We start from the raw sequence: 26,032 nt of genomic DNA, 5'->3' as shown, positions 1-26,032 counted from the left end.
CACAGCCACCGCAAACCCACCGTAAATGACAGAAGCCCTTTCAGAAATACAACTCTTTCCCTGCGAAAATACGCCTATGTTTACTGGAATCATCACCGGCGTGGGGCGCATCGCCGCCGTTCACGCCCTCGGCAGCTCTTCAAGCCACGGCAAGCGCCTCACCATCGAATGCCCGCCCGCTTTCCTCGACGATGTCGGTTTGGGCGACAGTATCGCGCTCAATGGCGCCTGCATGACGGTGACCGCGTTGGATGTTGCGGGGCAGCAGTTCTGCGTCGACATTTCAGCCGAGTCACTCGACAAGACCGCCGGACTGAACGCGATGGGCACCATCAACCTGGAGAAAGCCCTGCGTGCCAACGACCGCCTGGGTGGTCACATGGTGTCGGGCCATGTTGATGGCATCGGGACCGTGACGCATTTTTCCCAGGTGGGTGAAAGTTGGCAGTTGCGGGTTTTGGCCCCCAAAGCGCTGGCCAAATACCTCGCCTACAAAGGGTCGATCACGGTCAACGGCGTCAGCCTCACCGTCAACCACGTCCAGGATATTGAAGACGGCTGCGAGATGAACATTAACCTGATACCGCACACGGTTCAGAATACGGCGCTTAATACGCTGCAAACCGGCTCCCTGGTCAACCTTGAGATTGATTTGATCGCGCGCTATGTTGAACGCATGCTCAACGCGGACCCGCAGCAGACCAATCTGGCTGCGCCTTAACGCGTCAGCCACCCAGCTCCTACCCTCACATTTAGCCATCCATGAAAGACCGCCGCATGACCGCCCCCATCCCTGTAACCATTTCCCCGGTTGAAGACATCGTGGCCGACATGCGCGCTGGCCGCATGGTGATTCTGGTCGATGAAGAAGACCGCGAAAACGAAGGCGACCTGGTGCTGGCCGCTGACCACGTCAGCGCTGAGGCCATCAACTTCATGGCCCGATTTGGCCGCGGACTGATTTGCCTGACCCTCACCCGCGGCCTCTGTGATCGCCTGCAACTGCCGCCCATGACAGCGCGCAATGGCGACAAAAAAGGCACCGCCTTTACGGTATCGATTGAAGCCGCTGAAGGCGTCACCACGGGCATTTCGGCTGCCGACCGCGCCCGCACCGTGCAGGCGGCGGTGGCCAAAAATTCTCACCCCGACGACCTGGTGCAACCCGGCCATATCTTTCCCCTGCAAGCCGTTGAAGGCGGCGTTTTGATGCGCGCCGGCCACACTGAAGCCGGCTGCGACCTGGCCGACATGGCAGGCTGCACCCCCGCCGCCGTGATCTGCGAGATCATGAAAGACGATGGCACCATGGCCCGCCTGCCCGACCTGCAACTGTTTGCCGCCGAGCATGGCCTCAAGATTGGCACCATCGCTGACCTGATCGCGCACCGCAGCCGGGTCGAGTCGCTGGTCGAAAAATTGGGTTCCCGACCGATCAACACCGCTTTTGGCGAGTTCACCCTTCACGCTTTCAAAGACAAGACGGCCCACGCCGTCCATCTGGCGCTGGTCAAAGGTCAGTGGGCCGCAGACGACACGGTGTTGGTCCGCGTGCATGAACCGCTGTCGGTGCTGGACGCGCTGGAGGTCGGTCGCGCCATGCACTCCTGGAGTCTCGATGCCGCCCTGGCCCGCATCGCCTCGGAGGGCAGTGGCGTGGTGGTGCTGCTCAATTGCGGCGAAAGCGCCAAGCAATTGATGGCCCAGTTTGACGGCACCGCCCGCGCCAGCCATGGCCCGGAGCGCGGCCGCATGGACTTGCGCAGCTACGGCATCGGCGCCCAGATTCTGCGCGAATGCGGCGTGCACAAAATGCAGCTCATGGGCAACCCGCGCCGCATGCCCAGCATGACCGGCTATGGCCTGGAGATTGTTGGATATCTTGGAAAAACAAATGCTTGACGCGAACCAAGGAACACTGGCCGCCAGTGACAGCCGCTTGAACGGCAAAAAATTGCGCATTGGCATTGTTCAAGCGCGTTTCAACGAACCCATTACCAACACCCTGGCGCAGGCCTGCAAGGCCGAGCTGCTGGCGCTGGGCGTCGCTGAGAAGCACATTGACCTGGTTCAAGTGCCCGGCGCCCTGGAGGTGCCGGTGGCCTTGTTGGCGCTGGCCGAGAAACTGGAATACGACGCGCTGGTGGCCGTGGGCTGCATCATTCGCGGCGAAACCTATCATTTTGAGTTGGTCGCCAATGAATCCGGCGCCGGTGTGAGCCGGGTTGCACTTGATTACCAATTACCCATCGCCAATGCCATCCTGACGACCGAAAATCTGGCGCAGGCCATTGCCCGCCAAACCACCAAAGGGCGCGACGCCGCCCGCGTTGCCGTCGAAATGGCCAATCTACTAAGTGACAACATCTAATGACTGAGCAGCCCACCAAACCCACGGGAAGCCGCCCGCCCCGCCAGCCCCGCACCGGCCTGACCAGTACCGGCGCACGCAAGGCCGGCAGCAAGTCGGACCGTTCGCGCGCCCGCGAATTTGCCCTGCAGGCGCTGTACCAGAGCCTGGTCGGCAAAAACACGGTGAGCGACATCGACGCGTTCACCCGCGACCTGGCCGGGTTTTCCAAAGCCGACGCGCTGCACTTCGATACGCTGCTGCAAGGCTGCACCGCGCAGGCAGCGGCGTTGGACGCGCTGCTGTTGCCGCTGCTGGACCGCAAGTTTGCCGAGATTTCGCCAATTGAACACAGCATCATGTGGATTGGCGCCTATGAGCTCCAGCACTGTCTGGACGTGCCGTGGCGCGTCGTGCTCAATGAATGCGTTGAACTGGCCAAGGAATTTGGCGGTACCGACGGGCACAAGTACGTCAACGCCGTGCTCAACAGCCTGGCGCCAAGCCTGCGTGCGGCCGAAGTGAATGCCGACCGGGGAAAAACCCGCGCATGAGAATCTCTGATCGCGCGCAGCGCATCGAGCCCTTTTATGTGATGGAGGTCGCCAAAGCGGCGTCAGCACTGGCCTTCGACCTCGCGCACAGCGCCTCACCCATGATCTTTCTGAACATTGGCGAGCCCGACTTTACCGCGCCCCCTTTGGTGCAAGAAGCGGCTTGCCGGTGCGTGCGCGACGGCTTGACGCACTACACGCAGGCCACCGGCTTGGGGCCGTTGCGCGAGCGCATCAGCGACTGGTATCTCAGCCGCTTCAATGTCCAGGTGCCAGCCAGCCGCATTGTGATCACCGCCGGCGCCTCGGCGGCCTTGCAACTGGCCTGCCTGGCCCTGATCGAATCGGGTGACGAGATCCTCATGCCCGACCCCAGCTACCCCTGCAACCGGCACTTTGTGTCCGCCGCCGACGGCAGCGCCGTGCTGCTCCCCGCAACAAAGGCCGAGCGCTTTCAGCTCAGCGCCGACAAGGTGCAAGCCGCCTGGGGGCCAAAAACCCATGGCGTTTTGCTGGCCTCGCCTTCCAACCCCACCGGCACCTCCATTGCGCCTGATGAACTGCGCCGCATTCACCAGGTGGTGAGCAACAAGGGCGGCATCACGCTGGTCGATGAGATCTACCTCGGCCTGAGCTTTGACGCGCAGTATGGGCAAACGGCGCTGGCGCTCGATGACAACATCATCAGCATCAACAGTTTCAGCAAATACTTCAACATGACCGGCTGGCGGCTGGGCTGGCTGGTGGTGCCGCAGGCGCTGGTGCCGGTGATTGAGCGTCTGGCGCAAAACCTGTTCATCTGCCCCAGCACCATCTCCCAATACGCCGCCCTGGCCTGCTTTGAGTCAAGCAGTCTGCTTGAGTACGAGCGCCGCCGCGCCGAGTTCAAGGCCCGGCGTGATTACTTCATACCGGAGCTCAACGCCCTCGGGCTCACCGTGCCGGTCATGCCCGATGGCGCCTTTTACGCCTGGGCCGACTGCTCTGCCGCCTGTCGGGCCAAGGGCCTCAAAGACAGCTGGGACTTGTCGTTTGACCTCATGCAGCAGGCCCATGTCGCCGTCACACCGGGGCGCGACTTTGGTACGGCTGACGCCCACAATTTCATCCGCTTTTCTACGGCCAGTTCAATGGCGCAGCTGCATGAAGCCATCCAACGATTAAAAGCCTATCTGGAACCCCTGAAATGAACCAAGACCTGTCGATCCTGCGCCTGGTGCTCAATGCCAGCGTCGTTGTGCAACTGGTGATGCTGCTGCTGGTGGTGGTCTCCATGGCCAGCTGGGCCGCTATTTTTCGCAAGCTGTTTGCCCTGAAACGGGTGAAATTGCTCAACGATACCTTCGAGCGCGAGTTCTGGTCTGGCACCAGCCTTAATGATCTGTTCTCTGCCGCCGCCCAAAACGCCCGCGACTCCGGCCCGTTAGAGCGCATTTTTGCCAGCGGCATGCGTGAATACCAAAAACTGCGCGAGCGTCACATCACCGACGCCAGCACCCTGATGGACGGCGCCCGCCGCGCCATGCGCGCGAGCTACCAGCGCGAGCTCGATGTGGTGGAGGCCAACCTCTCGTTCCTGGCCTCGGTCGGCTCCGTGTCGCCCTATCTCGGCTTGTTTGGCACCGTCTGGGGCATCATGCACGCCTTCACCGGGCTGGCATCCATGCAAACGGTGACCCTCGCCACCGTGGCCCCGGGCATTGCCGAGGCACTGGTGGCCACTGCCATTGGCCTGTTTGCCGCCATTCCCGCCGTGGTGGCCTACAACCGCTTTGCCCACGACATTGACCGCATCGCGATCCGGCTGGAGACCTTCATTGAAGAGTTCTCCAACATCCTGCAGCGCAACGTCAGCGCCCAGTCGGCATCCGGCCACTGAAAGGAACCCCAGCATGGCCTCAGTCATCAGTCGCGGGCGCGGTCGGCGCACCATCAGCGAAATCAACATGGTGCCCTTCATCGACGTGATGCTGGTGCTGCTGATCATCTTCATGGTCACCGCGCCGCTGATCACGCCCAGCGTGATCGACCTGCCCAGCGTCGGCAAAGCCGCCCGTCAGCCCGACCAGGTGATTCAAATCATCATCGGCAAAGACGAAACACTGCAAATGAAAGTGCAAGAAAAATCCAGCCCGTTGGGGTTGAAAGACCTTGCCAGCGCAGTCAAACAAGCGCAAAGCGGGGTCACCAATTCGGCTGTGGTCATCAGCGCCGACAAAAGCATCAAATACGAATCAGTCGTCAAGGTCATGGACACCCTGCAACGCGCCGGTGTGCAGCGCGTGGGCTTGTCCGTGCAACTAGCCAACTGAGGTAGAGGCGTGCACGCGGCCACTGATCGTCTTGAGTTTGCGCCACCGCCCACGCCGGGCCTGCTGCACTCACTGGCCTTGGCTGTGCTGGCGCACGCGTTTTTGCTGGTCGCCCTGACCTGGGGCGTGCACTGGAAGCGCGACGCCATCAGCGTGACCGCCGAGGCTGAGTTGTGGTCGGCCGTGCCGCAAGCAGCGGCGCCGAAGCTGGTCGAAGTGCCTATAGAACCCACAGCCACACCAGTCACACCGAAAACACCGGTCGTCACGCCTGCACCCCCGACTCCGCCCCCTCCGGTGCCGCAGGTTCAACCCAGCCCGCCCGACCCCAACATCGCCCTTGAGCGCGAGAAATTGCGGGAAAAGAAGGAACTGGAACTCAAAAAGCAGCAAGCACTGGACAAACAGCGCCTGGAAAAGCAGCGCCTTGACCAACTGAAGCTGGAAGAACTGAAGCAAGAAAAGCTGCAGCTTGAGAAAAAGCGCTTGCAAGACAAACGCGAAAGCGACAAAAAAGCCGCTGAAGACAAGAAGAAAGCCGCCCAAGAGGCCCAGCGCAAGGAAACCCTCCAGGCGCAAGAGGACGCCAAAAAACTGGCGGCCCAGCGCAAAGCCAATATCGAACGCATGACCGGCCTGGCAGGCGCCAGCGGCGGGCCCACGGCCAGGGGCACGCAACTGCAATCCAGCGGCCCGTCCACCAGCTATGCCGGCCGCATTCGCGCCCGCATCAAACCCAACATCGTGTTCGCCGACGACATCGGCGGCAACCCCGCCGCGGAAGTTGAAGTTCGTACCTCACCGGACGGCACCATCATCAGCCGCAAGCTCACCAAATCCAGCGGCGTCAAATCATGGGATGAAGCCGTCCTGCGCGCCATCGACAAGACCGAGGTACTGCCGCGTGATGTGGACGGCCGCGTCATCAGCCCCTTGACCATCAGCTTCACCCCAAAAGACTGAAACAAAGCGTCAAGTACACTTACAAAACCTAAAAATCAGTTAAAACTTGTCAAGGGAGCGGCCCATTGCGCCGCCCTCAGCAACAGGGCCTTGCTTAGTGTCAATCGAACCATCATCAGCCACCAGTCCCGTACCGCAACATATTGCCATCATCATGGATGGCAATCGGCGTTGGGCCAAGCAGCACGGTTTACCCGTGGCGCTGGGCCATGCCAATGGCGCCCGCCAGGTGCGCAGAATCGGGCAGGCCTGCGCCGAACGTGGCGTGCGCTACCTCACCCTGTTTGCCTTCAGCACCGAAAACTGGCGTCGCCCGCAGGACGAAGTCTCCAGCCTGATGGGCTTGATGACGCTCTACCTGCAAAAAGAAGTCAGGAACATGAGCGCCAAAGGCGTGCGGCTGAAGATCGTGGGCGACGTCTCGGGCTTTAGTGCGCGCATTCAAGAGCTGATCCTTCAAGCGCAAGAAAAAACCGCCCACAACGACACCATCACCCTCACCATCGCCGCTAACTACGGCGGCCGCTGGGACATGGTCGAAGCCGTCAAGTCGTGGCAAACAGCGCACCCTGGCGAGTCTGTCAATGAGATCGATGAAGCCGCCCTGAGCGCGCACCTCGGTCTGTCCTATGCGCCCGACCCTGATTTACTCATTCGCACCGGCGGCGAGTCGCGCATCAGCAACTTCATGCTGTGGCAACTGGCCTACACCGAGCTCTTTTTCACCGACGCGTTGTGGCCCAGCTTCACCCCCGACGAACTTGACCGCGCCCTCACCTGGTACGGCACCCGCGAGCGCCGCTTTGGCGGTAGCACCAAAACTTAATCAGCTACACTGCCCCGCTTCGAGCGGCTGAGTCAACTAGCCAACACCTTCCAGAGAATCCAGTCAATGACGTTACATGAATTAGCTATTAGCTCGCACAAGAACGCCTTTAAATCACCCAAAACCGCGATCTGCGTCTTGATCGTTGCTAGTTTGTTCTCTGGCCTGAGCTCGGCGCAAGTTATGGTGCCTCCAGGTGAGACTGCGGGTAGCGCAGCTGGCTTCTCATCGGGCCCGTCGGTCGGTGCGCCCGCCGCCACAGGCTATCCGTCCTCTGCCCCATCAACCACACTCTCTCCTGCCGCCATGGCCGCGGCCCGCTCTGCGGGTCTCACTGACGCCGCAGGCAACCCGGTCGGCCCAGGCACCGACAAGACTGACCTGAGCGCCGACAAAGCCAACAGCGAAGGCTTTCGAGCCAAGCTCCCACCGCTGGGCACCAACGAGTTTGCCAAATTTGTCCGGGACACCACAGGCCGTACGCTGCCCCTGTATGGTTACAACCTGTTTAACGACAGCAGCTTTCCTGCCCTCACCAATGTGCCCGTGCCCGCCAACTATGTGCTGGGGCCAGGGGATGACATCAGCATCAAAATCTGGGGCGCTATTGACGTCAACCTTAACCTGCCGATAGACCGCAACGGCCAGGTCACCATCCCCAAAGTGGGTCCGGTCACCGTGGCGGGCACCCGTGCCGACCAGTTGGAGGCTTTGCTCAAGACCCACGTCGGCCGCGTGTACAACAACTTTGAGCTCAGCGCCACCTTGGGTCGCCTGCGCTCCATTCAGGTATTTGTGGTCGGCCAGGCGCGCCAACCCGGTGTGCACACGGTCTCCAGCCTGTCCACACTCATCAGCGTCTTATTCGAGAGCGGCGGCCCCTCCGCCACCGGGTCCATGCGCCAGATCCAGCTCACGCGCGCTGGCAAAACGGTCTCCACCATCGATCTCTACAAGTTCATCCACAGCGGCGACACCAGCGCAGACGCGCGCCTGCTGCCAGGTGACGTCATCGTCATCCCACCCTCCGGAGCACGCGTGGCCTTGTTGGGTGCGCTTGACAGCGCCGCGATCTACGAGCTCTCGGGCAAAGAAGAGACGCTGGCCAAGCTCTTGTCTTACAGCGGCGGTCAGCAAATTTTGACCGCCTCACACAAGGTCCTGGTTGAACGCATCAACCCGGCCCAAGGCCAGGCCCCCCGCGTCATCGAAGAACGCGCCCTCAACGCCGACGGCCTCAATTCCACGGTGCGAGACGGCGACGTTGTCACCCTGTTCAAGATCAGCCCCGAGTTTGCCAACGCCGTCACTTTGCGCGGCAACGTGGCTAAGCCTCTGCGCTACGCCTACCGCCCGGGCATGAAGGTGTCTGACCTGATCCCCGAAGTCAGTGCGCTGATTCAGGACGACTACTACAACCGAAAAAACATCCTGGTGCAGTACGAGTCGCCCAGACAGTCCCCGGCAGACCGTACGTCTGAAGGGTTTAGCTATGGTCGTGATGGCAACATGGTGCAAAACGGGTCGAATAAACAAGTCTCGGCAGAGCAAATCGTCACCGACGTAAAAAATCAGCTTAACGAAATTAATTGGGACTACGCCGCCATTGAGCGGCTCGATGCCAAGGAGCTGCGCACCACACTGATTCCCTTCAACCTCGGCAAAGCCATCAAAGACAAAGACCCTGTCAACGATCTCACGCTACAAGCTGGCGACGTGGTCACTATTTTTAGCGTCAACGACCTGCCGGTACCGGCCGAAAAACGCAGCCAGTTTGTGCGCGTCGGAGGCGAGGTAATGGTGCCCGGCATTTACCAGATTCAGCCCGGCGAAACCCTGCCAGGTCTCATCCAAAGAATCGGTGGCTTGAGCCAAAACGCCTTTGTCTACGGCACCGTCTTTACCCGTGAGTCCACCCGCGTCCAGCAACAGGAAAACATCAACAAGTCGATTCGCCGTATGGAATCAGACATCAGCGCGCAAACAGCCTTTGCAGTGCAAAACGCCAGTACCGCGGACAAAACAACTACCTTGCAAGTCCAGATTGAAAATCAAAAAAATATGCTAAGGCGCTTGCAGGGCCTCAAGGCCAACGGCCGCATTTCACTGGAGCTGGACCCCACCAACCCCGTAACACCCTCGATTGTGCTGGAAGACGGCGACCAGATCATTGTTCCGCACCGGCCCAGCTTTGTGGGTGTGTTTGGTGAAGTGTTTGCCGAAAGCTCATTCATCTTCAGGCCCGGTTTCACCGTCAGCAACTACATCGACAAGGCCGGTCTCACCCGCGATGCCGACGCCGACAACCTTCTGCTGATCCGCGCCGATGGCTCGGTCGAAGGCAACGCGCGCAACTCATCATTCTGGAGCAGCGGCGTAATGAACAAGACACTCAACCCCGGCGATTCCATTTTTGTGCCAGGATCCATTGACCGCCGCACCGCCTACACCCAGTTCATTGAAGGCGCCAAGGACTGGACCACCATCCTGTACCAGTTTGGCCTGGGCGCGGCCGCCCTAAAGACCATCCGCAATTAAGTCGGCCATGACTCAACGCAAAGGCATCATCCTGGCCGGTGGCTCCGGCACCCGGCTCTACCCGGTCACGCAAGCGGTCTCCAAGCAGCTCATGCCGGTGTATGACAAGCCCATGATTTACTACCCCCTGAGCACGCTGATGCTGGCGGGCATTCGGGATGTGCTGGTCATCTCCACCCCGCAAGACACGCCGCGCTTCTGTGAGCTGCTGGGTGACGGCAGCCAGTGGGGCATGAACATTCAATATGCGGTTCAGCCATCGCCCGATGGCTTGGCGCAGGCCTTCATCATTGGCCGCGAGTTTGTGGCCAACCAGCCCAGTGCCCTGGTGCTGGGCGACAACATTTTTTATGGCCACGATTTGGTCAAGCAGTTGGCCAACGCCAGCGCCCGCCCCACGGGCGCCAGCGTGTTTGCCTACCATGTGCATGACCCGGAGCGCTATGGCGTGGTTGAATTTGACGCCCAGCAGCGCGCCATCAGCATTGAAGAAAAGCCCAAGCAACCCAAGAGCCACTACGCGGTGACGGGCCTGTATTTTTATGACAAGCAGGTGTGTGACATTGCCGCCAACATTGCGCCCTCCCCGCGTGGCGAGCTGGAAATTACCGACGTGAACCGGGTTTATCTTGAGCAAGGCCAGTTGAACGTGGAGATCATGGGCCGGGGCTATGCCTGGCTGGACACCGGCACCCACGACAGTTTGCTGGAAGCCGCCAGCTTTATTGCCACGCTGCAAAAGCGCCAGGGCCTGCAGGTCAGCTGCCCGGAAGAGATTGCCTTTGCCCAGCATTGGATTGACGCCGCCCAGATTCAAAAACTGGCAACGCCACTGGCCAAGAATGGCTATGGACAGTACCTGCTCAATCTCATCAAACAAGCCTGATTGACCAATGCCTTACACCGTTACCCCCACCGCCCTGCCCGAAGTCCTGATTCTTGAGCCCCGCGTATTTGGCGACGCCCGTGGTTTCTTTTTTGAAAGCTTCAACCAGCGCGACTTTGCCCAGGCGACCGGGCTGGATGTAGAGTTTGTGCAAGACAACCACAGCCGCTCCGTCAAGGGTGTGTTGCGGGGTCTGCATTACCAGATTCAACATCCCCAGGGCAAGCTGGTGCGTGTGACGCAAGGTGAAGTGTTTGACGTCGTGGTTGATCTGCGCCGCAACTCGCCAAACTTTGGCAAATGGGACGGCGTGCTGCTATCTGCCGACAACAAACGCCAGTTGTGGGTTCCCCCTGGCTTTGCCCACGGCTTTGTGGTGACCAGTGACACGGCCGAATTTTTGTACAAAACCACCGACTACTGGTACCCCGAGCATGAAAGAAGCCTGCTCTGGAATGACCCGGCCGTGGGCGTGCGCTGGCCTCTGACGGCCGAACCCCAATTGGCGGCCAAGGATGCGGCGGCAAAGACGCTGGCTGAGGCAGAAGTTTTTGGCTGATGCACGGGTTGCTGACTGTTGGTGCCAACGGTCAATGCCGTTCGGTTGCGTGGTTTATGAAACTGCGACTCAGCGATAATTGCCCCCTTAAAGATTCATAAGACTGGGCTGCCCGCCTGGGAGCTGTCATGATTAACCGTTTTGCCGAGCCTTTTTTGGCCCTGCCCCGTCCAGCCAAGCGCTTGTTGGCGCTGGGAGTGGACGCGTTGCTGTGTGCGCTAACCGTGTGGCTGGCCTTGAGCCTGCGGGTCGAGAACTGGGTCGCCATCCACGGCAACCAGTGGCTGGCGATTGGTTTGTCGCTGGCGCTGGCGTTACCAGTGTTCATGGTGTTTGGCCTGTACCGGGCGATTTTCCGCTATGCCGGGTTAACCGCCTTGCTGGCGGTCACCAAGGCGGTCTTAGTTTACGGCGTGTTGTATGCCGGGCTACTGGCTGTTCTGGCCCTGCCTGGAATACCGCGCACGGTGGGACTGATACAACCCATCTTTTTGCTGCTGGCGGTAGGGGCTTGGCGGACATTTGCCCGCTTTTGGCTCAGTGGCGAGTATGTAAGCCGTCTCAATCGTGGCACTTTACCCAAGGTATTGATTTATGGGGCGGGCTCGGCCGGGCGGCAACTGGTGGGTGCCATGGCGAGCAGTCTGGAGATGCACGCCGTGGGCTTTCTGGATGACGATCCGCATTTGCATGGTCGTGAGCTCAATGGCCTGCGCATTTACAACCCGGCGCAGTTGCCCCAGTTGGTGACGCGCCTGCAGGTGAGCGACGTGTTGCTGGCCATGCCGTCTGCCAGCCGACAACGGCGCAAGGATATTCTGCAATTGACGCGTCAGGCCCATGTGGCAGTGCGTACCTTGCCAGGTTTGATGGACCTGGCCCAGGGCCATGTACTGGTCAGCGACCTGCGCGAGATTGACATTGAAGATCTTTTAGGCCGCGATTCCGTACCACCCGATGCGTCGCTGTTTGGCAAAAACATTGCTGGCAAGGTGGTCATGGTCACGGGCGCGGGCGGATCGATTGGCAGCGAGTTGTGCCATCAGATCATCAGGCTGGCGCCATCCAAACTATTGTTGGTGGAGCTGAGTGAGTGGGCCTTGTATACCGTGCACCAGAGGCTCCTGGAAATACTGCCTGAACAGAATATGCCCCATGTGCAGGTGCTGCCGCTGCTGGCCTCGGTGCGTGATGCGGACCGCATGGCCGAGATCATGCGCACCTGGCAACCGCACACCGTGTACCACGCAGCGGCCTACAAACACGTGCCCATGGTGGAGCACAACCCGGCCGAGGGCGTTAAAAACAACGTGCTGGGCACCTGGACGACCGCCCGGGCAGCGGCCACGCACAGGGTGAGCAATTTTGTACTGATCAGCACCGACAAGGCGGTGCGCCCGACCAACATCATGGGTGCCAGCAAACGCCTGGCCGAAATGGTGCTGCAAGCCCTGGCCAGCCAGACCAAGCCGGGCGGCACCTGCTTCAGCATGGTCCGGTTTGGCAACGTGCTGGGGTCGTCGGGCTCAGTGGTGCCCCGGTTTCGCAAGCAAATCAAGGACGGCGGGCCGATTACCCTGACGCACGCTGACATCACCCGCTATTTCATGAGCATTCCTGAGGCTGCGCAACTGGTCATTCAGGCCGGCGCCATGGCCCAAGGGGGCGATGTGTTTGTGCTGGACATGGGTGAGCCTGTGCGCATTATCGACCTGGCCCGCAGCATGGTGGAACTGTCGGGCCTGACGGTGCGTGATGTGGCCAACCCGGAGGGCGACGTCGAGGTCAAGATCACCGGCTTGCGCCCGGGCGAGAAGCTCTATGAAGAACTGTTGATTGGCGACAACCCCTTGCCCACCCAGCATCCGCGCATCATGAAGGCGCATGAGCAGTTTGTGCCGTGGCCCGAACTAAGCACCCGCCTCGATAGTTTGACTTCGGCGCTGAATGCCAATGATGTGCCGCTGATGCGCAGCTTGCTGAAACAGATGGTGCCCGGTTACCAGCCCGATGGCGAGGTGGTGGACTGGGTGCATTTGGCGCAGACGGCGTGTCTTTTACAGGCGGCATAGCGGGCATCGACTACGGTGTCTGGCTGTTGGTTCCGGGAACAGCTTGACCGGGGTTCTCGACGCGGTGAGCTTTGACTGGCGGGTTAAGCGAAGTGCCACCGCTGGTGTCGATAACCGCATCGTATGCGCCACCGATAGCAGGAACAGAACCTGAATCCAGGAAAAGCTGCCACGTCACGAGAAAGAGCAGGCTTGCAACAGCAAAGCCAAATAAAAATACCTGAATTACCAACCTCATCGGTTTACCCGCTTGCCTCTGCCGCACGAACTTAATTCCCACGGACTGACATTCCCGGCAGATGTACTCACCGTACCGATTCCTGTGACATTCTTTGCGCGCAACGACGGTGCCACAGGCTGAACATATTCTCGACATATCGGGATGGTCCGAACAGTGAGCGGATTTCCACACTTTTTAATGAAAAAGATATTCTCCAATTTCCAAGCTTCACCTTGTTGACACATCTCAATGGGCGAAGCCATTCATGCGGACCCATTTTTAGTTGGTGGTCTGAATGACCGGGTCCTCGGAGGCATCAGTGACGTTGGGAGCGTCGCGCGCGCCGCTTGAAAAATGATACGACTCAAGAGCCAGGAGTTGCGGCCACCTCGCCAGAATGGCTATGCAGATTATGGCGATGATCAACCATAAGACAGGTAGCCCCCGCCTCATAAAATGCTTCAGTTGCCCCCGTCGTGTAAACCTTGTCCCACCAGCCAGGCATTTGCGGCAAATGTACTCCCCATAGCGATTCTTATGACATTTTTTCCGTTCAACCGTAGCGTGACAGGCCGAACAGATTTTTGATGTTTCAAGCTGGTCCACACGATGTCGGATCGACGTCCATTCTTACAAACCAGTTTACATTTTCAATGTGCCCGTTTGTACGTTGTTGACGTTTCTCAAGGCTTGGAACGATGACCCCGGTTCATTGCTCCACTACGGACGTCATCGGCTTCATGACTGGGTAGTTGCCTGTGCCGTGGAGGGAAGCGGGTCCAGTTTCAATTCCAAAGACTGGAATAAAAAAAGGGTTTGCCACTACTTTCATAGCGGCAAACCCTTATGTACTGGCGGAGCGGACGGGATTCGAACCCGAGACCCCCGGCGTGACAGGCTGAAAATGCTAGAATTATAAAGTTCAATGTCCATGCGGTTTTCAAGACAATTTGACACAAATTAAATGCCATTTGGAGCCAAAGTGGGGACAGTGAGCTTTATTTATTGGAGCAACAAATGGCGAGTTTTTCACAGCGCTCAAACGGCAAATGGCAAGCAAAAATTCGCCGCCAGGGTTGGCCGGATCAGTCAAAAGCTTTTCAGACTCTGGAAGCTGCTCAACAATGGGCGCGCGCGACAGAACGCGAAATGGACATTGGCGCATTCATCAATCGCAACGATGCCGAAAAAACCACCTTTGCCGATGCCGCCAAACGCTACAAAACTGAAATCCTGCCGAGCAAGCGCGGCAAGGATCGGGATATTTACAAAATTGATCAACTTGTCGAGAAATTCGGCGCCTACTCTCTGGCGTCAATCAATCCGGCGATGCTTTCAGCTTTCAGGGACGAACGCCTTAAAGCGGTTGCTCCCCAAACGGTTGTCCATGAAATCAACATGTTGTCCAGAATTTTCAAAGCCTGCGCAATGGACTGGGGAATCGCCCTTCCCCAAGGAATCCCCACTGCACTTGTGCGCAAGCCACCAGTGGCGAATGCACGGGATCGGCGTTTGGAGTCTGGAGAGTGGGAGCTATTGAGAGCGGCCCTTGCTGATTGCAAGAGCCAGTTTCCGCTTGCCGCAGTTGAATTCGCCATTGCGACTGCTGCGCGGCAATCTGAGATTGCGTCACTCACTTGGCAAGACGTTGACCTCAGTCGTCAAACAGCGCGGCTTCGCGGAGTGAACGGCGCTGTAACAAAGAACGGTGACACCCATCGCGATGTTCCACTTTCTAGCAGCGCTGTCGCCATCTTGTCTGGACTGCCCAAAGCTATCAAGGGTAAGGTTTTTCGGGTTACCCAAAACGCCCTGAAGCTGTCTTGGCAACGATCTGTTGATCGGGCACGGCAAGCCCATATCCACGCCAAATTGCGTGAAGCCCTTGTGAAGTCGGGGCTTGACGATAGAGCTACGGCCGCTGAGATCAGAGCATTGATTTATCACAAGAAGGCACCCAGACCAGAAACCCTGGACTTGCTAGCGAAAATCGAAGCGTCCGACACGACCCTTGCCGATTTGCATTTTCACGATCTGCGGCATGAGGCCACATCACGCTTGGCCGAAAAGCTACAAATGCACGAGCTCATGAAAGTGACGGGCCATAAATCATCTTCAATGACCGCCAGGTACTATCACCCTCGGGCCACCGACTTGGCTCAAAAGCTCGGGTAAAACCCTTCACAGCGCTCTCTCTCAGCATCAGTGCGGGTCGGAGCAATGCATATTATTTAAATGGGACGACAGGTTGATCATCGACTAGGCAATAACGGTTACCGAAGGAGAAAAGCGGTACGACCAAGTTGACTGAACTCATCAAGCGCAGATTGAACCGCTGACGGGCTTTGGAGGCGGGAAAGTTCAGCGGCCACGGTCGGCTCCCTTGTGCTCTTCCCACCTGATGTTCCCCATGTCATCTGAGGTGCTCATCAACTTCTCCCTTTTGTAAACGTATGGCGTTCATGACGCCAGAAGACACATTAACACGGTGAGCGTTGGACGGATGACTAGGGCGCAGTCTATAGTCGATGCCACCATGCAGACCGACCTCACTGATGAGCAAATTGAACACTTGAAAACGACTCAAGCGGTTCTTTTACTGTTTGGTGGACCCCAGTGCGCCGTGTGCCAGGCCATCAAGCCCAAGCTTGAAAACCTGATGACACAACGACATCCCGAGATTGCTTTGGTCTATGTCGACTGTGTGACCAGTTCAGCCATTTGCGCCCAGCACGGCGTTTTCACGCTGCCAGTGGTGCAGTTTTATATCGAAGGGCGTTTGTACCTGGAGCGCGGCAGAAGTTTTAGTCTGGTCGAATTGAGCGACCAAATAGAGCGCCTAGTTCTTTTGTGGAAAGCTGCTGCGGGGTAGCTTTAAGACCCTGGCTGAAATCAACTTCTTGGATGCACCCCTGGCAAAAACTCAATGCCAGTTCTGCGCACCAACTCGTCATACCTGATGGGCGCACTCACCTTGCCGGTGTTGTTGGCTGGTTCGTCACCGTTTTATGCCTTTCTCGATTTTGCCGACTGGCAGTGGCTTCAAAGCGGCACAACCAGCGGCTTGACACCGGAGGCGTTGGTGGACGCGCTGTTTGACTACCTCTGCACCCAGCGCGGCCTGCCTGCCTTGACCGTGCAACAAGCGCTGCTGGCTGACTACGTTGCCAGTGGCGCGCGCGCCAGTCCGCAGGCGCTCAAAGGGCTATTGCCAGAACGCGAAGCGCCCCAATTGCTGGGCGCCAAAACGCTGGCGGAACGCCAAGTGCGCCACCTGGCGGTGCGGCAGACGGTGGACTGAACCTCCTTGTAGTTGAAAGGAGTTCAACTCTCCCGCCTTTTGGTTACCGTGACCAGTCTGATGAGCGGCTTTGCGGTAGGTAGTCCGAAGTTTCAAATCGACATCAAACTGGCAAGCGGCCACCCAAGGCTCCCGCATGTAGGACTCGTTAAGACAGAATAGCCGACTTCCACTGGAACCGCATGAAGCTCGGCGGAAAGTCGAAAGCTGACCTTCGATTTGGCCGGAACCGGCCGTTCGGCGCCGGTGCCAGAAACTCGGAAGCAGTCACCCAGCGACGAAAACCAGTTTTTCTGTTTTTAGGTCGGCAGCGCAGCGTAACCCGACAACCACGAACGGCAGGTTCTTGGCAGTCCAATTCGACGATTTCAGTTACGCCAGCAGTGGTGCTGATCCAAACCACGATCGCCAACATCCAAGCAGCATAGCCTAAATGAGAGGCTCTATACAGCAGTTGCCAAAAAAAACGATTGCTGGCGAGTCTTTGTGGGCTACATCAGCGGAAGAATTGCGGGACAAACCGTTCTACCGACCTCGCAGCCCGTGTTGAGATACTTCACTTGTCGAACAATGATTGGAATTTCGCTGCTGGCGTTGATCGCATCCATGGCCGCCTTGTTGGCGCCGCTCTTGTCCATGGTGACTTTCGCAGGAACACCGTTGGTTTGCATGGCTTTGTCAAAGAAGCGTATGGCTGCGGCCTTGTCGCGTTTAGCAGTCAGCAGGAAGTCGACTGTTTTGCCTTCCTTGTCCGCTGCGCGGTAGCGATACTTCCAGTCGCCTTTGACCTTGTTTTAGGTTTCGTCCATTCGCCAGCCCCCGCCAACCGGGCGTTTGTACTTGCGAAACATCTTTTCAAGCGACGGCTAAAACCGCATTGCCCAACGGTTGATCGAAGAGTGGTCGACAAACACGCCTCGCTCTTGCATCATTTCCTCGAGATGGCGGTAGCTCAGCGGATAGGCTGCGTACCAACGGATGCACACCAGAATTACGTCGAGCGGCAAGCGCATCACTTTGGTAGCCAACATCTCAATTTAAGCCATTTTTGTCAAAACACTCAGCATAGCCGAGTGGCCGACTTGACTGTCAACGCGACAGAGCCTGCTGCGTCGCACGATGGCGACCCGTCTGCAACGTGCTGGGATTTCGGTCAAAGAAATCGCCGATCTGCTGCGCCACGGCGATCTTGATACGGCAGCCTAACCGAAGCCTGCCTGCGAGGCAGCACACGCCGCCAATGCAGACATCAATTTTGGAGCATGGCCCTCCCACGGTTTGGTTCACTCTCATTGACACATGAACCATAACAACGCCAAACTGCTTCGTCGCCAAGCCACAAAATTTGAAAATATGGGGATGTGGCCGCTTTTACACGAATCTTAACGGCGGGCCTCCCACGGTTTGGTTCACTCTCCTTCGACGAGCAGTCACCTGAAAACTCCACAGTTTTTTACACTCCCCGTTAAGTGGCAAGCATCAGAGCCATCACTGGGAAAAGCCACATTGCCAAAAGACCAATCAACAAAATCACCAGCGACGGCACGGCAGCCTTTGTGATCGCACCCAATGATTCTGCGGGCAGAATGGACTTGATCGCAAACAGGTTCATGCCCACCGGTGGCGTGATCACCGATATTTCCATGTTGATCACCATGAATATTCCGAACCAAATCGGGTCGACACCAGCTGCTACCGCGATCGGAAAAAACACGGGGACCGTGATCAGAATGATCGAGATCACTTCAAGAAAAGAACCCATCACCAGCCAAATTAGAAAAAACATCAGCAAGACGCCCCATTGAGGTAATCCTGCGTTTTGAGTCGCGGACGACAGCATTTGAGGCAATCCAATCAACGTCAAGGCCGATCCGAACAATAATGCCCCCAGGATGATCGTCAATAACATGGCATTGCTTTTGAGCGACTCCTTGAGAATACTTGGCAAATCACGCAGCTTGATCGTGCGACGCACTACCATGGTCAGAAAAATCGCGTAGATGACGCCAACTGCAGCCGCCTCCGTCGGCGTATAGACGCCAAGATAAATGCCACCAAGCACCACAATTGGCAACATCAGATCAGGCAACGACTGAATCGTCTTCAGTAAAGCCAGTTTGAGACTGAACGGGTCATTGATTTGAGTACGCGGCGATTTCCAGGCGCACCAAACGACAAGAAGCAATGCGACAAAGAGCCCGGGCAAAACACCTGCCATGAATAACTTCCCAGGCGATGTGTCGGTGAGCGAAGCATAGATAATTAACGGAATACTCGGTGGAATTAGGATGCCCAGTGATCCCCCGACCGCGGTGAGTCCATAGGACAGTTTTTTGCTGTAGCCTCGTCTTTGCATCTCTGGAATTGCGATCTTCCCGATACTTAGAACCGAGGCCATGCTCGAGCCGACGATGGCTGCAAAAAAAGTGAACGCAAATACCGCAGCCATCCCGGTTCCGCCGCGTGTTCGTCCAAGCCACACATTAGCCATGTCAAAGAGTTGCTGCCCAACTTTGCCGCGGTAGAGAATTTCACCCATCAGGACGAACAGAGGCAGAGCGATAAGGATGACGTCCGAAAACGACTTGATGAGAGTGAGCGGCAGCTGGATAAGAAACTGCGGACCCTCGGTCCAAATCGCAGCAATGCCAGCCAAACCGAGCGCAAAGGCAACTGGAACCCCGAGTACCAGCAATAGCAGCAAGGTGCCAGCCAACACAGCAATTGTGATGAAATCCATAAGTGGGCTCTATTCCGCAGACGATGCAATGAAATTGACTGGACAGAGCAGAGAGCCCACTGCGCTAATGAGCAGCAGCACGCCACCAATTGGAATCAAGGAGTTTGGGATCCACAGCGGAACTGCCAATAAGGTTGCTGAAGTTTGGGATTGACTCCATGCATGGATAGTCAATTGCCATCCAAGCTTGATCACGAAAACCGCAAAGATAACGATCACGATCAGGCCGAACCGCTGCAATACGTAGCGACCATGTGACGAGATCCTATCAAGAAGCAGTGTTGATCGCACGTGGGCGCCTTCACTAACTAACACACCCATCGGCAGGAACACCAGCATTTGGAGGATATAAATGGAAACTTCGGTTGCCCAGATCGTGGGAGCGTTAAACAAATAGCGCGCAACGACGTCGTAAAATACAATTAGCGGCAGGATCGACAACGCAATCGCACCAATTGCTACGACGCCACGGTTTGTCCACATCACAACATTAGCTATAGATTTCATCATCGGTCCACCGCGTTTGACATCAGTGAGGAGAAAATTTCTTGTTTGATGCGTCGACAATTTCAAGCAACTGCGCCCCGTTTACCCCAGACTTGTTGCGGTATTCTTGATAAAGTTTTTGTGAGGCATCGACCCACTGCTGGCGCTCTGCCGCAGTCAGCAGAGGAGTGACAACCCCAACCTTGGTCAACTGCTCACGAGCGGTCCGGTCGTCGTCCTTGGCACGATTTCGTGCCGTAGTTTGGGCAATTCCGGATGCCTGTACTACTGCAGCGCGAGCGTCGTCCGGCAGGCCGGCCAGCCACTTGGCGTTGGCAGTCGCCATAAAGGAAAGAAAATAGACGCCAATCGCCGTACCATTTTTGGTTACTTCATATAGCTTGCGGGAATAGACCGAAGTTGGCCCCGTGATAAATCCATCGATAGTGCCACGTTGAACAGCCTGATACATCTCCTGCGAACTCAAACTGACGGGCGATCCGCCAAGATCTTTGATCAACATGCTGGTATCCACTCCGAAGGCGCGCAAACGCAAACCCTTCATATCAACCGGAAGTTTTATCGGTTTGCTGGCGTAAAACTCGACCGTTCCGTATTGAACCCAACCGAGCATGCGCATATCGAATTTCGAGAACTGCCGATCAAACGCTCCTTTGAAAACGGGATTGTCTTCTGTCGCCCACAACGCGTCCCAAGAGTTGTATAGAAAAGGCAAGCCCCAAATTCGAAGCGGCTCAACATCTGGGCCATTCATGAAACCGATGTTCATCTGACCGATTTCTAGTGCACCCGTACTGACCGCATCAGGCAGTTGTGTGTCGTTGTAAAGTTGCCCATTTGGAAAGGTACGCACTTTAATTTTGAGAGAGGTCTTGGCCGTCAGCTTTTCGATTTCTGCCGCCAGCGTTTCAAAGTACAAGCCGGTTGCGTGATCCTTTGGCAGGTTATAGGCAATGCGAATTGTGGCTTCCTTGGTCTGAGCCATCGCCGTTGTTCCAAGGCCGACCAGTAGGGTTCCAAACAGACCAATCGCGAGCAATGACCGACGCAGTTTAAATTTCATAGTAGTCTCCTGAGTGTTTATAAGTGAAGTCGCGAAATAAATACTAATTGAACGGGAATGCACGCAGCCACTGACCGGCCTGTATGCCGGCATGCGCTGCCAGTGCCTGAGCCAAACAATTCACGTGGTGCACTCGAAAGTGAAATGCGCGTTAGAACGAGCGCGGCATGCCCAGCATGTGCTCTGCGATGTACGAAAGCACCAGGTTAGTCGAGATCGGGGCAATCTGGAACAGACGCGTTTCGCGCCATTTGCGCTCGACGTCGTACTCGCGCGCATAACCGAAGCCGCCGTGGTTTTGCATACAGGCTTCCGCTGCGTGCCAAGCCGCCTCGGCCGCCAGCAGCTTGCCCATGTTCGCGTCGTCGCCGCAGGGCAGTCCAGCCGCGAAGCGCGCGGCAGCCCGCCGAAGAACAAGATCGGCTGCCTCAATTTCGGCATGAGCGCGCGCCACCGGGAACTGTACCCCCTGGTTCTGGCCGATCGGTCTGTCGAAGACGCGGCGTTCACTCACATAGGCTACCGATGTCTTGGTGAACCAGCGACCGTCGCCGATGGCTTCGGCTGACACCAAGATGCGTTCAGCGTTCATGCCATCTAGGATGTACTTTAAGCCTTTGCCTTCCTCGCCGATGAGGCAGTCGGCGGGAATCCGCAGGTCGTCGAAGAAGACTTCCGTAGTGTTGTGGTTGATCATCGCCTTCAACGGCTTGATGTCCAAGCCCTTGCTCAACGATTCACGGATGTCAAGCAGGAAGACCGAGAGTCCTTCGCTCTTTTTTTTCACTTGGTCGATTGGCGTTGTGCGCGCGAGTAGCAGCATCAGGTCCGAGTGAAGGGCACGTGAGGTCCAAACTTTCTGCCCGTTGATCACATAGCTGTCGCCGTCGCGCACGGCTCGGGTCTTGAGTTTGGTCGTGTCGGTACCTGTGGTGGGCTCGGTCACGGCAAACGCCTGTAGGCGCAATTTGCCACTGGCAATTTGCGGTAGGTACTGCAATTTTTGGGCGTCGCTGCCGTGACGTAGCACCGTGCCCATCGTGTACATCTGGGCGTGGCATGCTCCTGCGTTGCAGCCAGACGCATGGATCTCCTCGAGGATCACCGCCGCCGCACGCAACGCCATACCGCTGCCACCATAGGCCTCGGGAATCAACGCTCCCAGGTAGCCGGCATCGGTTAGCGCGTTCACGAATTCGGTCGGGTAGGCCTCCGCTTCTTCAAGCTTGCGCCAGTACGCGCCTGGAAAGTCGACGCAAACCCTGCGCACGCTTTCACGGATTTCCGGGTAGTCCTCGCCACCATCGAGGTTGAGAGTTGCTATCTTTTGTTCCATTTGATCTCCATAAGTAAAATTTATTGGACTGCCACGCGCTCTGCAGTGGTTACGTAGCCGCGCGGCAGACCAGCGCGAGCGAGCGCTCCTTGCATCGAAATATCGGGCAGAGCATTCGACACCAACTCGCGGACTTTGATGAGTGTTTGCAAGTCCACGCCCGTTTCATAGCCCATCGAATCGAGCATAAAACACAGGTCTTCCATGACCACATTGCCGCTGGCACCCGGCGCAAAGGGGCATCCACCCAAGCCCGCTAGCGATGCGTCGAACATCGTGATACCGCAATCGAGTGCAGCGCAGACGTTGGCCAGCCCGGTACCACGAGTGTCATGGAAGTGCGCGGCCACTGGCAGGCTGCCGACCTCGGCCAGTACGGCCTTGAACACGATACGCACCTGGTTTGGATCGGCATAGCCCACAGTGTCAGCGATCACTATTTCCTGTGCACCGGCCTCGGCCAGCTGCACTGCGTACTTCACGACCTGCGACACGGCGATGCGCCCTTCGTAGGAGCAACCCAATGCAGTCGACAAGCTGCCGCAGATCACGGGCCGTTTGGCTTCTGGATGGCTACGGATCAGAGCCGCGATGTCGCGAAAGTCGGCCGCCGACTCTTCTGGCGATCGCCGCACGTTCTTCATGTTGTGCGTTTGGCTGACCGACATCACGAAATTAAGCTTGTGCACGCCGAGTTCGAGGCCACGCTGCGCCCCGCGCAAGTTGGGAATTAACGCTGTCACTGTCAGACCGGGAATGCGTAGCGCGCCTTCGGTGACCGGCCCCGAATCCGCGAACTGTGGGATTAGTTTCGGTGGTACGTAGGACGTGACCTCGATTTCTGGAATGCCAGTGGCGGCCTCTGCCATGATCCAGGCCAGCTTGTCCCGCGTCTGCATGAACGTGGGGTGGATTTGTAGGCCATCGCGCAGGCCCACTTCTCGCAGGGTAATTTTTTGACGCATATTTCTTGCTTGGCTTGTTTCCTGGAGTCAGAGGCCCTTGAAGACCGGCTTGCGCTTTTCATTGAACGCCTTCACGCCTTCGATTCGGTCCTCGGTGTCGACCAGATGGTTGTAGGCCTCGACTTCGAATCTGTAGGCCGTGCGCAACTCCATCTGTCCCCCATAGCGAATGGACTTTTTGACCTGGTGCACCGACAGCGGCGCGTTTTCTGCAATCGTGGTAGCGGTCTCCAAGGCCCTGGCGAGGACGTCTGAAGGCTCGTTCACTTGGTTGACTAGCCCCCAGTCGTAGGCCTGCCCCGCATTGAAGGGGCGACCGGTCATGATAATTTCCTTGGCTCTTCGTTCGCCAATGGCGCGGGGTAGATTCTGCGTGCCACCGGCCCCCGGCATGATTCCCAAGGTCACTTCGGTAAGCGCGAAACGGGCGGCACTGCTGGCATAAATAAAATCGCAACACAACGCCATCTCGAGACCACCCGCGTAGGCGTGCCCGTTGACGGCGGCAATTACTGGCGTTGGTAAGTCGCCTAGCGTCCAGTATTGGCGCTCGAACAGCTCGTGCTGGCGCTGCCACTGTATCTTGGACATGCCGTTTCGCTCCTTCAAGTCGCCGCCGGCACAAAATATTTTTTCACCAGCGCCTGTCAGTACGATGCAACGGACCTCGCCCGGGTCTTCCGTGAGGCCGGTCCACAGATCTAGTGTTTAATTGCATTAATAGGCATATGTAATTATCATCCAGCTTGTTCAATACAAGCCGGAGGTGGTCATGGCGCGAGTCGCAGCGAGCGTAACGTGTAGCGATTCAGATCGCAAAGAGTTGGAGCGACTGAGCGCCAGTCGTACCGAGCAAGCCCGGTTGGTCGAACGAGCCAAAATCGTGCTCGGTTGCCTGGCGGGCGAGCGAAACGACCAAATTGCCACCCGCATGAAGTTGCAAGCCAATACGGTGGCGACATGGCGCAAACGATTTCTGCACGGCGGCATCAAAGCGCTTGGTGACCGGGCGCGCAGTGGCAAGCCGCCCACCTACGTGGCCCGCGACTTGCGCGAGCGAATACGCAAGAAGCTTGAGCTACCTCCTCCTGACGGACTTTCCAGTTGGGACGGAGGAACACTGGCACAGGCACTGGGAGTGTCAGATGACGCGATCTGGCGCATCCTTCGCAAGGAAGGCATCCAACTGCGGCGTATGCGCTCTTGGTGTGTGAGCACAGATCCCGAGTTCGCTGCCAAAGCTGCTGATGTGATCGGCTTGTATCTGGGGCCACCGACCAACGCACTGGTGCTCAGCGTTGACGAGAAACCATCGATTCAAGCCTTGGAGAGAAAGACCGGCTACGTCCATACCAGCAGTGGCAAAATTGTGCGTGGCATCAAAAGCACATACAAGCGCCACGGCACCATCAACCTGTTCGCCGCGCTGAACGTGGCCACCGGTGCGATCCACTCCAAGGTCACCACAGTCAAGAAGCGTCCGGACTTCCAAGCATTTCTCGATGATGTCGTGGCCGAGGTGCCCGTCAGTCAGGAGGTCCACGTCATCTTGGATAACTACGCCACCCACAAAAGAAACGATGACTGGTTAGCACTGCATCCTAATGTTCATTTCCATTTCACGCCTACATCAGCAAGCTGGCTCAATCAAGTCGAAATATGGTTCGGCATCTTCACCCGCAAGAGCCTGAGCGGAGCAAGCTTCCAAAGCACCGAGCAACTGACACAAGCCATTGAGGCGTTTGTAACCCGCTACAACGAAACAGCCGCCCCGTTTGTTTGGAGGAAACGTGAGGTTCGAGGTGCCCAACTCAGAAATACAATTGTTAATTTACGCAATTAAACACTAGTGCTTATTTTGGTTAGTGACGGCAAAGCGAGCGGCTATAGGCAAATCATCAGTGCCTTTGCCCTGAGCAAGGTGAGTTTGGGTCCGGCGATGTTGGTCTTCGGCTTCGCGCTGGTCAGTTTCGCAGGTATCACCGCATGGCTATTTTCTATCTACGCCAGCTTTCGCATTGCCGGCCCCTTGTACCGGATATCACGCAATCTGGAACTTCTAATCGATCATGGGCTGGTCGCACCGCTGCCAATTCGACATACCGACAGCCTGCAGCTGGAATGGGAAGATTTCGAAGCCAGCGTTTCGGCTCTGCGCGCGCAACACGAAGCATTGAAACAAGCACTCGGCGAGGTCGAGAATGCATTGGCGCCCATTAGCGAAGCCGAAGACTCAACAGCGTTAGCAACGGGGATTGCCCGCCTGAAAAAAGCAGAACAGCTTGTCAACTTATAAATGGTTCATCGCCGGTTTCGGCGTCGCTGCGTTGGGCATGGCAGCGTTGCTGCATGCGGATGTAGGCCGCGGGAACGGACATCCAGCCAGAACAGACTGTGGCGTCTGTCATCTTGCCGGACCCAATGTCGACCAGGACCAGGCGTCGAAGCTGGTCTCATCCCAAGAGCTACTTTGTGCAAGGTGCCACGCGCGGGCGATTGAGGTCAGCCACCCCAGTGGCTTTGCGCCAAAGAGAAGCCTGCCCGCTGAGTATCCGCTCGATTGGAAAGGGGATCTGACCTGCAGCACCTGCCATTTGCCACACGGCAGGGAGCCTGGCTTGTTGCGTGGCAAAAAACATGGCAAGGATTTCTGCTTGACCTGTCATGATCAAGCATTTTTCCGTAGCATGAAAGATGCAGGAACTTCAATGGTAATTGGTAGTGCAACATTCGTTCTGTAGTTTCCCGAACCAATGAAACTGGACTCCGTGAAAGGTGTTTCTGAATTCGGTTTTGGATATTTTTAAATCAGGCCCCTGCCAGGCCGCCGGAGGCCCCCC

At 57.3% G+C, this 26,032-nt stretch carries 27 protein-coding genes and 1 pseudogene; 20 read left to right on the top strand and 8 right to left on the bottom strand.

The window, feature by feature from the left end:
* The first annotated feature begins 76 nt into the window (after positions 1-76).
* From WA157_RS09185 to WA157_RS09125, 13 genes are all read left to right on the top strand, one after another.
* The gene (locus tag WA157_RS09185) at positions 77-721 is read left to right on the top strand and encodes a riboflavin synthase (RefSeq protein WP_422620646.1); all 645 of its coding nucleotides are present in this window, start codon (positions 77-79) and stop codon (positions 719-721) included.
* Between the two features lie 56 nt (positions 722-777).
* The gene (gene ribBA / locus WA157_RS09180; protein WP_422620645.1) at positions 778-1,902 is read left to right on the top strand and encodes a bifunctional 3,4-dihydroxy-2-butanone-4-phosphate synthase/GTP cyclohydrolase II; all 1,125 of its coding nucleotides are present in this window, start codon (positions 778-780) and stop codon (positions 1,900-1,902) included.
* On the top strand, positions 1,895-2,371 hold the full coding sequence (gene ribH / locus WA157_RS09175; RefSeq protein WP_422620644.1) for a 6,7-dimethyl-8-ribityllumazine synthase: 477 nt from the start codon (positions 1,895-1,897) through the stop codon (positions 2,369-2,371). The genes ribBA and ribH overlap by 8 nt, the downstream gene beginning before the upstream one ends.
* On the top strand, positions 2,371-2,904 hold the full coding sequence (nusB, locus tag WA157_RS09170; RefSeq protein ID WP_422620643.1) for a transcription antitermination factor NusB: 534 nt from the start codon (positions 2,371-2,373) through the stop codon (positions 2,902-2,904). The genes ribH and nusB overlap by 1 nt, the downstream gene beginning before the upstream one ends.
* Positions 2,901-4,094, top strand: a complete 1,194-nt coding sequence (locus WA157_RS09165) for a pyridoxal phosphate-dependent aminotransferase (protein WP_422620642.1) — start codon at positions 2,901-2,903, stop codon at positions 4,092-4,094. Before nusB ends, WA157_RS09165 begins: the two co-directional genes overlap by 4 nt.
* Positions 4,091-4,783 (top strand): protein TolQ, encoded by a 693-nt coding sequence (gene tolQ, locus WA157_RS09160; RefSeq protein ID WP_011463462.1) that lies wholly within the window; start codon positions 4,091-4,093, stop codon positions 4,781-4,783. The genes WA157_RS09165 and tolQ overlap by 4 nt, the downstream gene beginning before the upstream one ends.
* Positions 4,784-4,796: 13 nt before the next feature.
* On the top strand, positions 4,797-5,216 hold the full coding sequence (locus WA157_RS09155; RefSeq protein ID WP_422620641.1) for an ExbD/TolR family protein: 420 nt from the start codon (positions 4,797-4,799) through the stop codon (positions 5,214-5,216).
* Positions 5,217-5,225: 9 nt separating this feature from the next.
* Positions 5,226-6,179, top strand: a complete 954-nt coding sequence (tolA, locus tag WA157_RS09150) for a cell envelope integrity protein TolA (RefSeq protein ID WP_422620640.1) — start codon at positions 5,226-5,228, stop codon at positions 6,177-6,179.
* A 97-nt stretch (positions 6,180-6,276) separates the two neighbouring features.
* Positions 6,277-7,005: a polyprenyl diphosphate synthase gene (uppS, locus tag WA157_RS09145; protein ID WP_422620639.1), complete on the top strand. Its 729-nt coding sequence runs from the start codon at positions 6,277-6,279 to the stop codon at positions 7,003-7,005.
* Between the two features lie 306 nt (positions 7,006-7,311).
* Positions 7,312-9,543, top strand: a complete 2,232-nt coding sequence (locus tag WA157_RS09140; RefSeq protein WP_422620638.1) for an SLBB domain-containing protein — start codon at positions 7,312-7,314, stop codon at positions 9,541-9,543.
* Positions 9,544-9,550: 7 nt separating this feature from the next.
* Entirely contained in the window at positions 9,551-10,429 is an 879-nt protein-coding gene (rfbA, locus tag WA157_RS09135; RefSeq protein ID WP_422620637.1) for a glucose-1-phosphate thymidylyltransferase RfbA, read from the top strand.
* A gap of 7 nt (positions 10,430-10,436) precedes the next feature.
* On the top strand, positions 10,437-10,988 hold the full coding sequence (gene rfbC, locus WA157_RS09130) for a dTDP-4-dehydrorhamnose 3,5-epimerase (RefSeq protein WP_422620636.1): 552 nt from the start codon (positions 10,437-10,439) through the stop codon (positions 10,986-10,988).
* Positions 10,989-11,116: 128 nt separating this feature from the next.
* The gene (locus WA157_RS09125) at positions 11,117-13,060 is read left to right on the top strand and encodes a polysaccharide biosynthesis protein (protein ID WP_422620635.1); all 1,944 of its coding nucleotides are present in this window, start codon (positions 11,117-11,119) and stop codon (positions 13,058-13,060) included.
* A gap of 10 nt (positions 13,061-13,070) precedes the next feature.
* Here the strand turns inward: WA157_RS09125 and WA157_RS09120 are convergent, their stop codons facing one another.
* Positions 13,071-13,298: a hypothetical protein gene (locus WA157_RS09120; protein ID WP_422620634.1), complete on the bottom strand. Its 228-nt coding sequence runs from the start codon at positions 13,296-13,298 to the stop codon at positions 13,071-13,073.
* Positions 13,299-14,297: 999 nt separating this feature from the next.
* Between WA157_RS09120 and WA157_RS09115 the strand changes: the two genes are divergently transcribed.
* From WA157_RS09115 to WA157_RS09100, 4 genes are all read left to right on the top strand, one after another.
* Complete coding sequence (locus WA157_RS09115; RefSeq protein WP_422620633.1) at positions 14,298-15,455, top strand: tyrosine-type recombinase/integrase; 1,158 nt, start codon at positions 14,298-14,300, stop codon at positions 15,453-15,455.
* 397 nt (positions 15,456-15,852) lie between these two features.
* Positions 15,853-16,152, top strand: a complete 300-nt coding sequence (locus tag WA157_RS09110; RefSeq protein ID WP_422620632.1) for a thioredoxin family protein — start codon at positions 15,853-15,855, stop codon at positions 16,150-16,152.
* A gap of 54 nt (positions 16,153-16,206) precedes the next feature.
* A complete protein-coding gene (locus WA157_RS09105; RefSeq protein ID WP_422620631.1) occupies positions 16,207-16,581 on the top strand; it encodes a hypothetical protein in 375 nt (124 codons plus the stop codon).
* 182 nt (positions 16,582-16,763) lie between these two features.
* Entirely contained in the window at positions 16,764-17,009 is a 246-nt protein-coding gene (locus WA157_RS09100) for a hypothetical protein (protein ID WP_422620630.1), read from the top strand.
* 117 nt (positions 17,010-17,126) lie between these two features.
* Here the strand turns inward: WA157_RS09100 and WA157_RS09095 are convergent.
* The 7 genes and pseudogenes from WA157_RS09095 to WA157_RS09065 all read right to left on the bottom strand — a co-directional run.
* Positions 17,127-17,612, bottom strand: a pseudogene (locus tag WA157_RS09095) (IS6 family transposase); the annotation flags it as partial.
* Between the two features lie 434 nt (positions 17,613-18,046).
* Positions 18,047-19,321, bottom strand: a complete 1,275-nt coding sequence (locus WA157_RS09090) for a TRAP transporter large permease (RefSeq protein WP_422620629.1) — start codon at positions 19,319-19,321, stop codon at positions 18,047-18,049.
* Positions 19,322-19,330: 9 nt separating this feature from the next.
* Positions 19,331-19,828, bottom strand: a complete 498-nt coding sequence (locus WA157_RS09085; protein WP_422620628.1) for a TRAP transporter small permease subunit — start codon at positions 19,826-19,828, stop codon at positions 19,331-19,333.
* A 22-nt stretch (positions 19,829-19,850) separates the two neighbouring features.
* Positions 19,851-20,891: a TRAP transporter substrate-binding protein gene (locus WA157_RS09080; RefSeq protein ID WP_422620627.1), complete on the bottom strand. Its 1,041-nt coding sequence runs from the start codon at positions 20,889-20,891 to the stop codon at positions 19,851-19,853.
* Between the two features lie 151 nt (positions 20,892-21,042).
* Complete coding sequence (locus WA157_RS09075; protein WP_422620626.1) at positions 21,043-22,227, bottom strand: acyl-CoA dehydrogenase family protein; 1,185 nt, start codon at positions 22,225-22,227, stop codon at positions 21,043-21,045.
* A 20-nt stretch (positions 22,228-22,247) separates the two neighbouring features.
* Entirely contained in the window at positions 22,248-23,192 is a 945-nt protein-coding gene (locus tag WA157_RS09070; protein WP_422620625.1) for a hydroxymethylglutaryl-CoA lyase, read from the bottom strand.
* Positions 23,193-23,219: 27 nt separating this feature from the next.
* Positions 23,220-23,891: an enoyl-CoA hydratase/isomerase family protein gene (locus tag WA157_RS09065; RefSeq protein ID WP_422620706.1), complete on the bottom strand. Its 672-nt coding sequence runs from the start codon at positions 23,889-23,891 to the stop codon at positions 23,220-23,222.
* A gap of 73 nt (positions 23,892-23,964) precedes the next feature.
* On the opposite strand from WA157_RS09065, the gene WA157_RS09060 reads away from it, so the two are divergent.
* Genes WA157_RS09060 through WA157_RS09050 form a run of 3 tightly spaced genes read left to right on the top strand, consistent with a single transcriptional unit; the run spans position 23,965 to position 25,933 of the window.
* Entirely contained in the window at positions 23,965-25,035 is a 1,071-nt protein-coding gene (locus WA157_RS09060) for an IS630 family transposase (protein WP_422620624.1), read from the top strand.
* Positions 25,036-25,041: 6 nt separating this feature from the next.
* Entirely contained in the window at positions 25,042-25,488 is a 447-nt protein-coding gene (locus WA157_RS09055) for a hypothetical protein (RefSeq protein WP_422620623.1), read from the top strand.
* A complete protein-coding gene (locus tag WA157_RS09050; RefSeq protein WP_422620622.1) occupies positions 25,475-25,933 on the top strand; it encodes a cytochrome c3 family protein in 459 nt (152 codons plus the stop codon). The genes WA157_RS09055 and WA157_RS09050 overlap by 14 nt, the downstream gene beginning before the upstream one ends.
* The last annotated feature ends 99 nt before the right edge of the window (positions 25,934-26,032 follow it).

Source organism: Rhodoferax ferrireducens (genome assembly GCF_049302455.1).
In the GTDB taxonomy this organism is placed as follows: domain Bacteria; phylum Pseudomonadota; class Gammaproteobacteria; order Burkholderiales; family Burkholderiaceae_C; genus Rhodoferax; species Rhodoferax ferrireducens_B.
The sequence above is the reverse complement of the archived record's forward strand: the minus strand, read 5'-3'. Positions and strand labels throughout refer to the sequence as shown.

What these genes read in the sequence shown, in the direction of transcription:
- WA157_RS09185 (WP_422620646.1), top strand. Translation starts at nt 77, where the DNA reads ATGTTTACTGGAATCATCACCGGCGTGGGGCGCATCGCCGCCGTTCAC.
- ribBA (WP_422620645.1), top strand. Translation starts at nt 778, where the DNA reads ATGACCGCCCCCATCCCTGTAACCATTTCCCCGGTTGAAGACATCGTG.
- ribH (WP_422620644.1), top strand. Translation starts at nt 1,895, where the DNA reads ATGCTTGACGCGAACCAAGGAACACTGGCCGCCAGTGACAGCCGCTTG.
- nusB (WP_422620643.1), top strand. Translation starts at nt 2,371, where the DNA reads ATGACTGAGCAGCCCACCAAACCCACGGGAAGCCGCCCGCCCCGCCAG.
- WA157_RS09165 (WP_422620642.1), top strand. Translation starts at nt 2,901, where the DNA reads ATGAGAATCTCTGATCGCGCGCAGCGCATCGAGCCCTTTTATGTGATG.
- tolQ (WP_011463462.1), top strand. Translation starts at nt 4,091, where the DNA reads ATGAACCAAGACCTGTCGATCCTGCGCCTGGTGCTCAATGCCAGCGTC.
- WA157_RS09155 (WP_422620641.1), top strand. Translation starts at nt 4,797, where the DNA reads ATGGCCTCAGTCATCAGTCGCGGGCGCGGTCGGCGCACCATCAGCGAA.
- WA157_RS09140 (WP_422620638.1), top strand. Translation starts at nt 7,312, where the DNA reads ATGGCCGCGGCCCGCTCTGCGGGTCTCACTGACGCCGCAGGCAACCCG.
- rfbA (WP_422620637.1), top strand. Translation starts at nt 9,551, where the DNA reads ATGACTCAACGCAAAGGCATCATCCTGGCCGGTGGCTCCGGCACCCGG.
- rfbC (WP_422620636.1), top strand. Translation starts at nt 10,437, where the DNA reads ATGCCTTACACCGTTACCCCCACCGCCCTGCCCGAAGTCCTGATTCTT.
- WA157_RS09125 (WP_422620635.1), top strand. Translation starts at nt 11,117, where the DNA reads ATGATTAACCGTTTTGCCGAGCCTTTTTTGGCCCTGCCCCGTCCAGCC.
- WA157_RS09120 (WP_422620634.1), bottom strand. Translation starts at nt 13,298, where the DNA reads ATGAGGTTGGTAATTCAGGTATTTTTATTTGGCTTTGCTGTTGCAAGC.
- WA157_RS09115 (WP_422620633.1), top strand. Translation starts at nt 14,298, where the DNA reads ATGGCGAGTTTTTCACAGCGCTCAAACGGCAAATGGCAAGCAAAAATT.
- WA157_RS09105 (WP_422620631.1), top strand. Translation starts at nt 16,207, where the DNA reads ATGCCAGTTCTGCGCACCAACTCGTCATACCTGATGGGCGCACTCACC.
- WA157_RS09100 (WP_422620630.1), top strand. Translation starts at nt 16,764, where the DNA reads ATGAAGCTCGGCGGAAAGTCGAAAGCTGACCTTCGATTTGGCCGGAAC.
- WA157_RS09090 (WP_422620629.1), bottom strand. Translation starts at nt 19,321, where the DNA reads ATGGATTTCATCACAATTGCTGTGTTGGCTGGCACCTTGCTGCTATTG.
- WA157_RS09085 (WP_422620628.1), bottom strand. Translation starts at nt 19,828, where the DNA reads ATGAAATCTATAGCTAATGTTGTGATGTGGACAAACCGTGGCGTCGTA.
- WA157_RS09080 (WP_422620627.1), bottom strand. Translation starts at nt 20,891, where the DNA reads ATGAAATTTAAACTGCGTCGGTCATTGCTCGCGATTGGTCTGTTTGGA.
- WA157_RS09075 (WP_422620626.1), bottom strand. Translation starts at nt 22,227, where the DNA reads ATGGAACAAAAGATAGCAACTCTCAACCTCGATGGTGGCGAGGACTAC.
- WA157_RS09070 (WP_422620625.1), bottom strand. Translation starts at nt 23,192, where the DNA reads ATGCGTCAAAAAATTACCCTGCGAGAAGTGGGCCTGCGCGATGGCCTA.
- WA157_RS09060 (WP_422620624.1), top strand. Translation starts at nt 23,965, where the DNA reads ATGGCGCGAGTCGCAGCGAGCGTAACGTGTAGCGATTCAGATCGCAAA.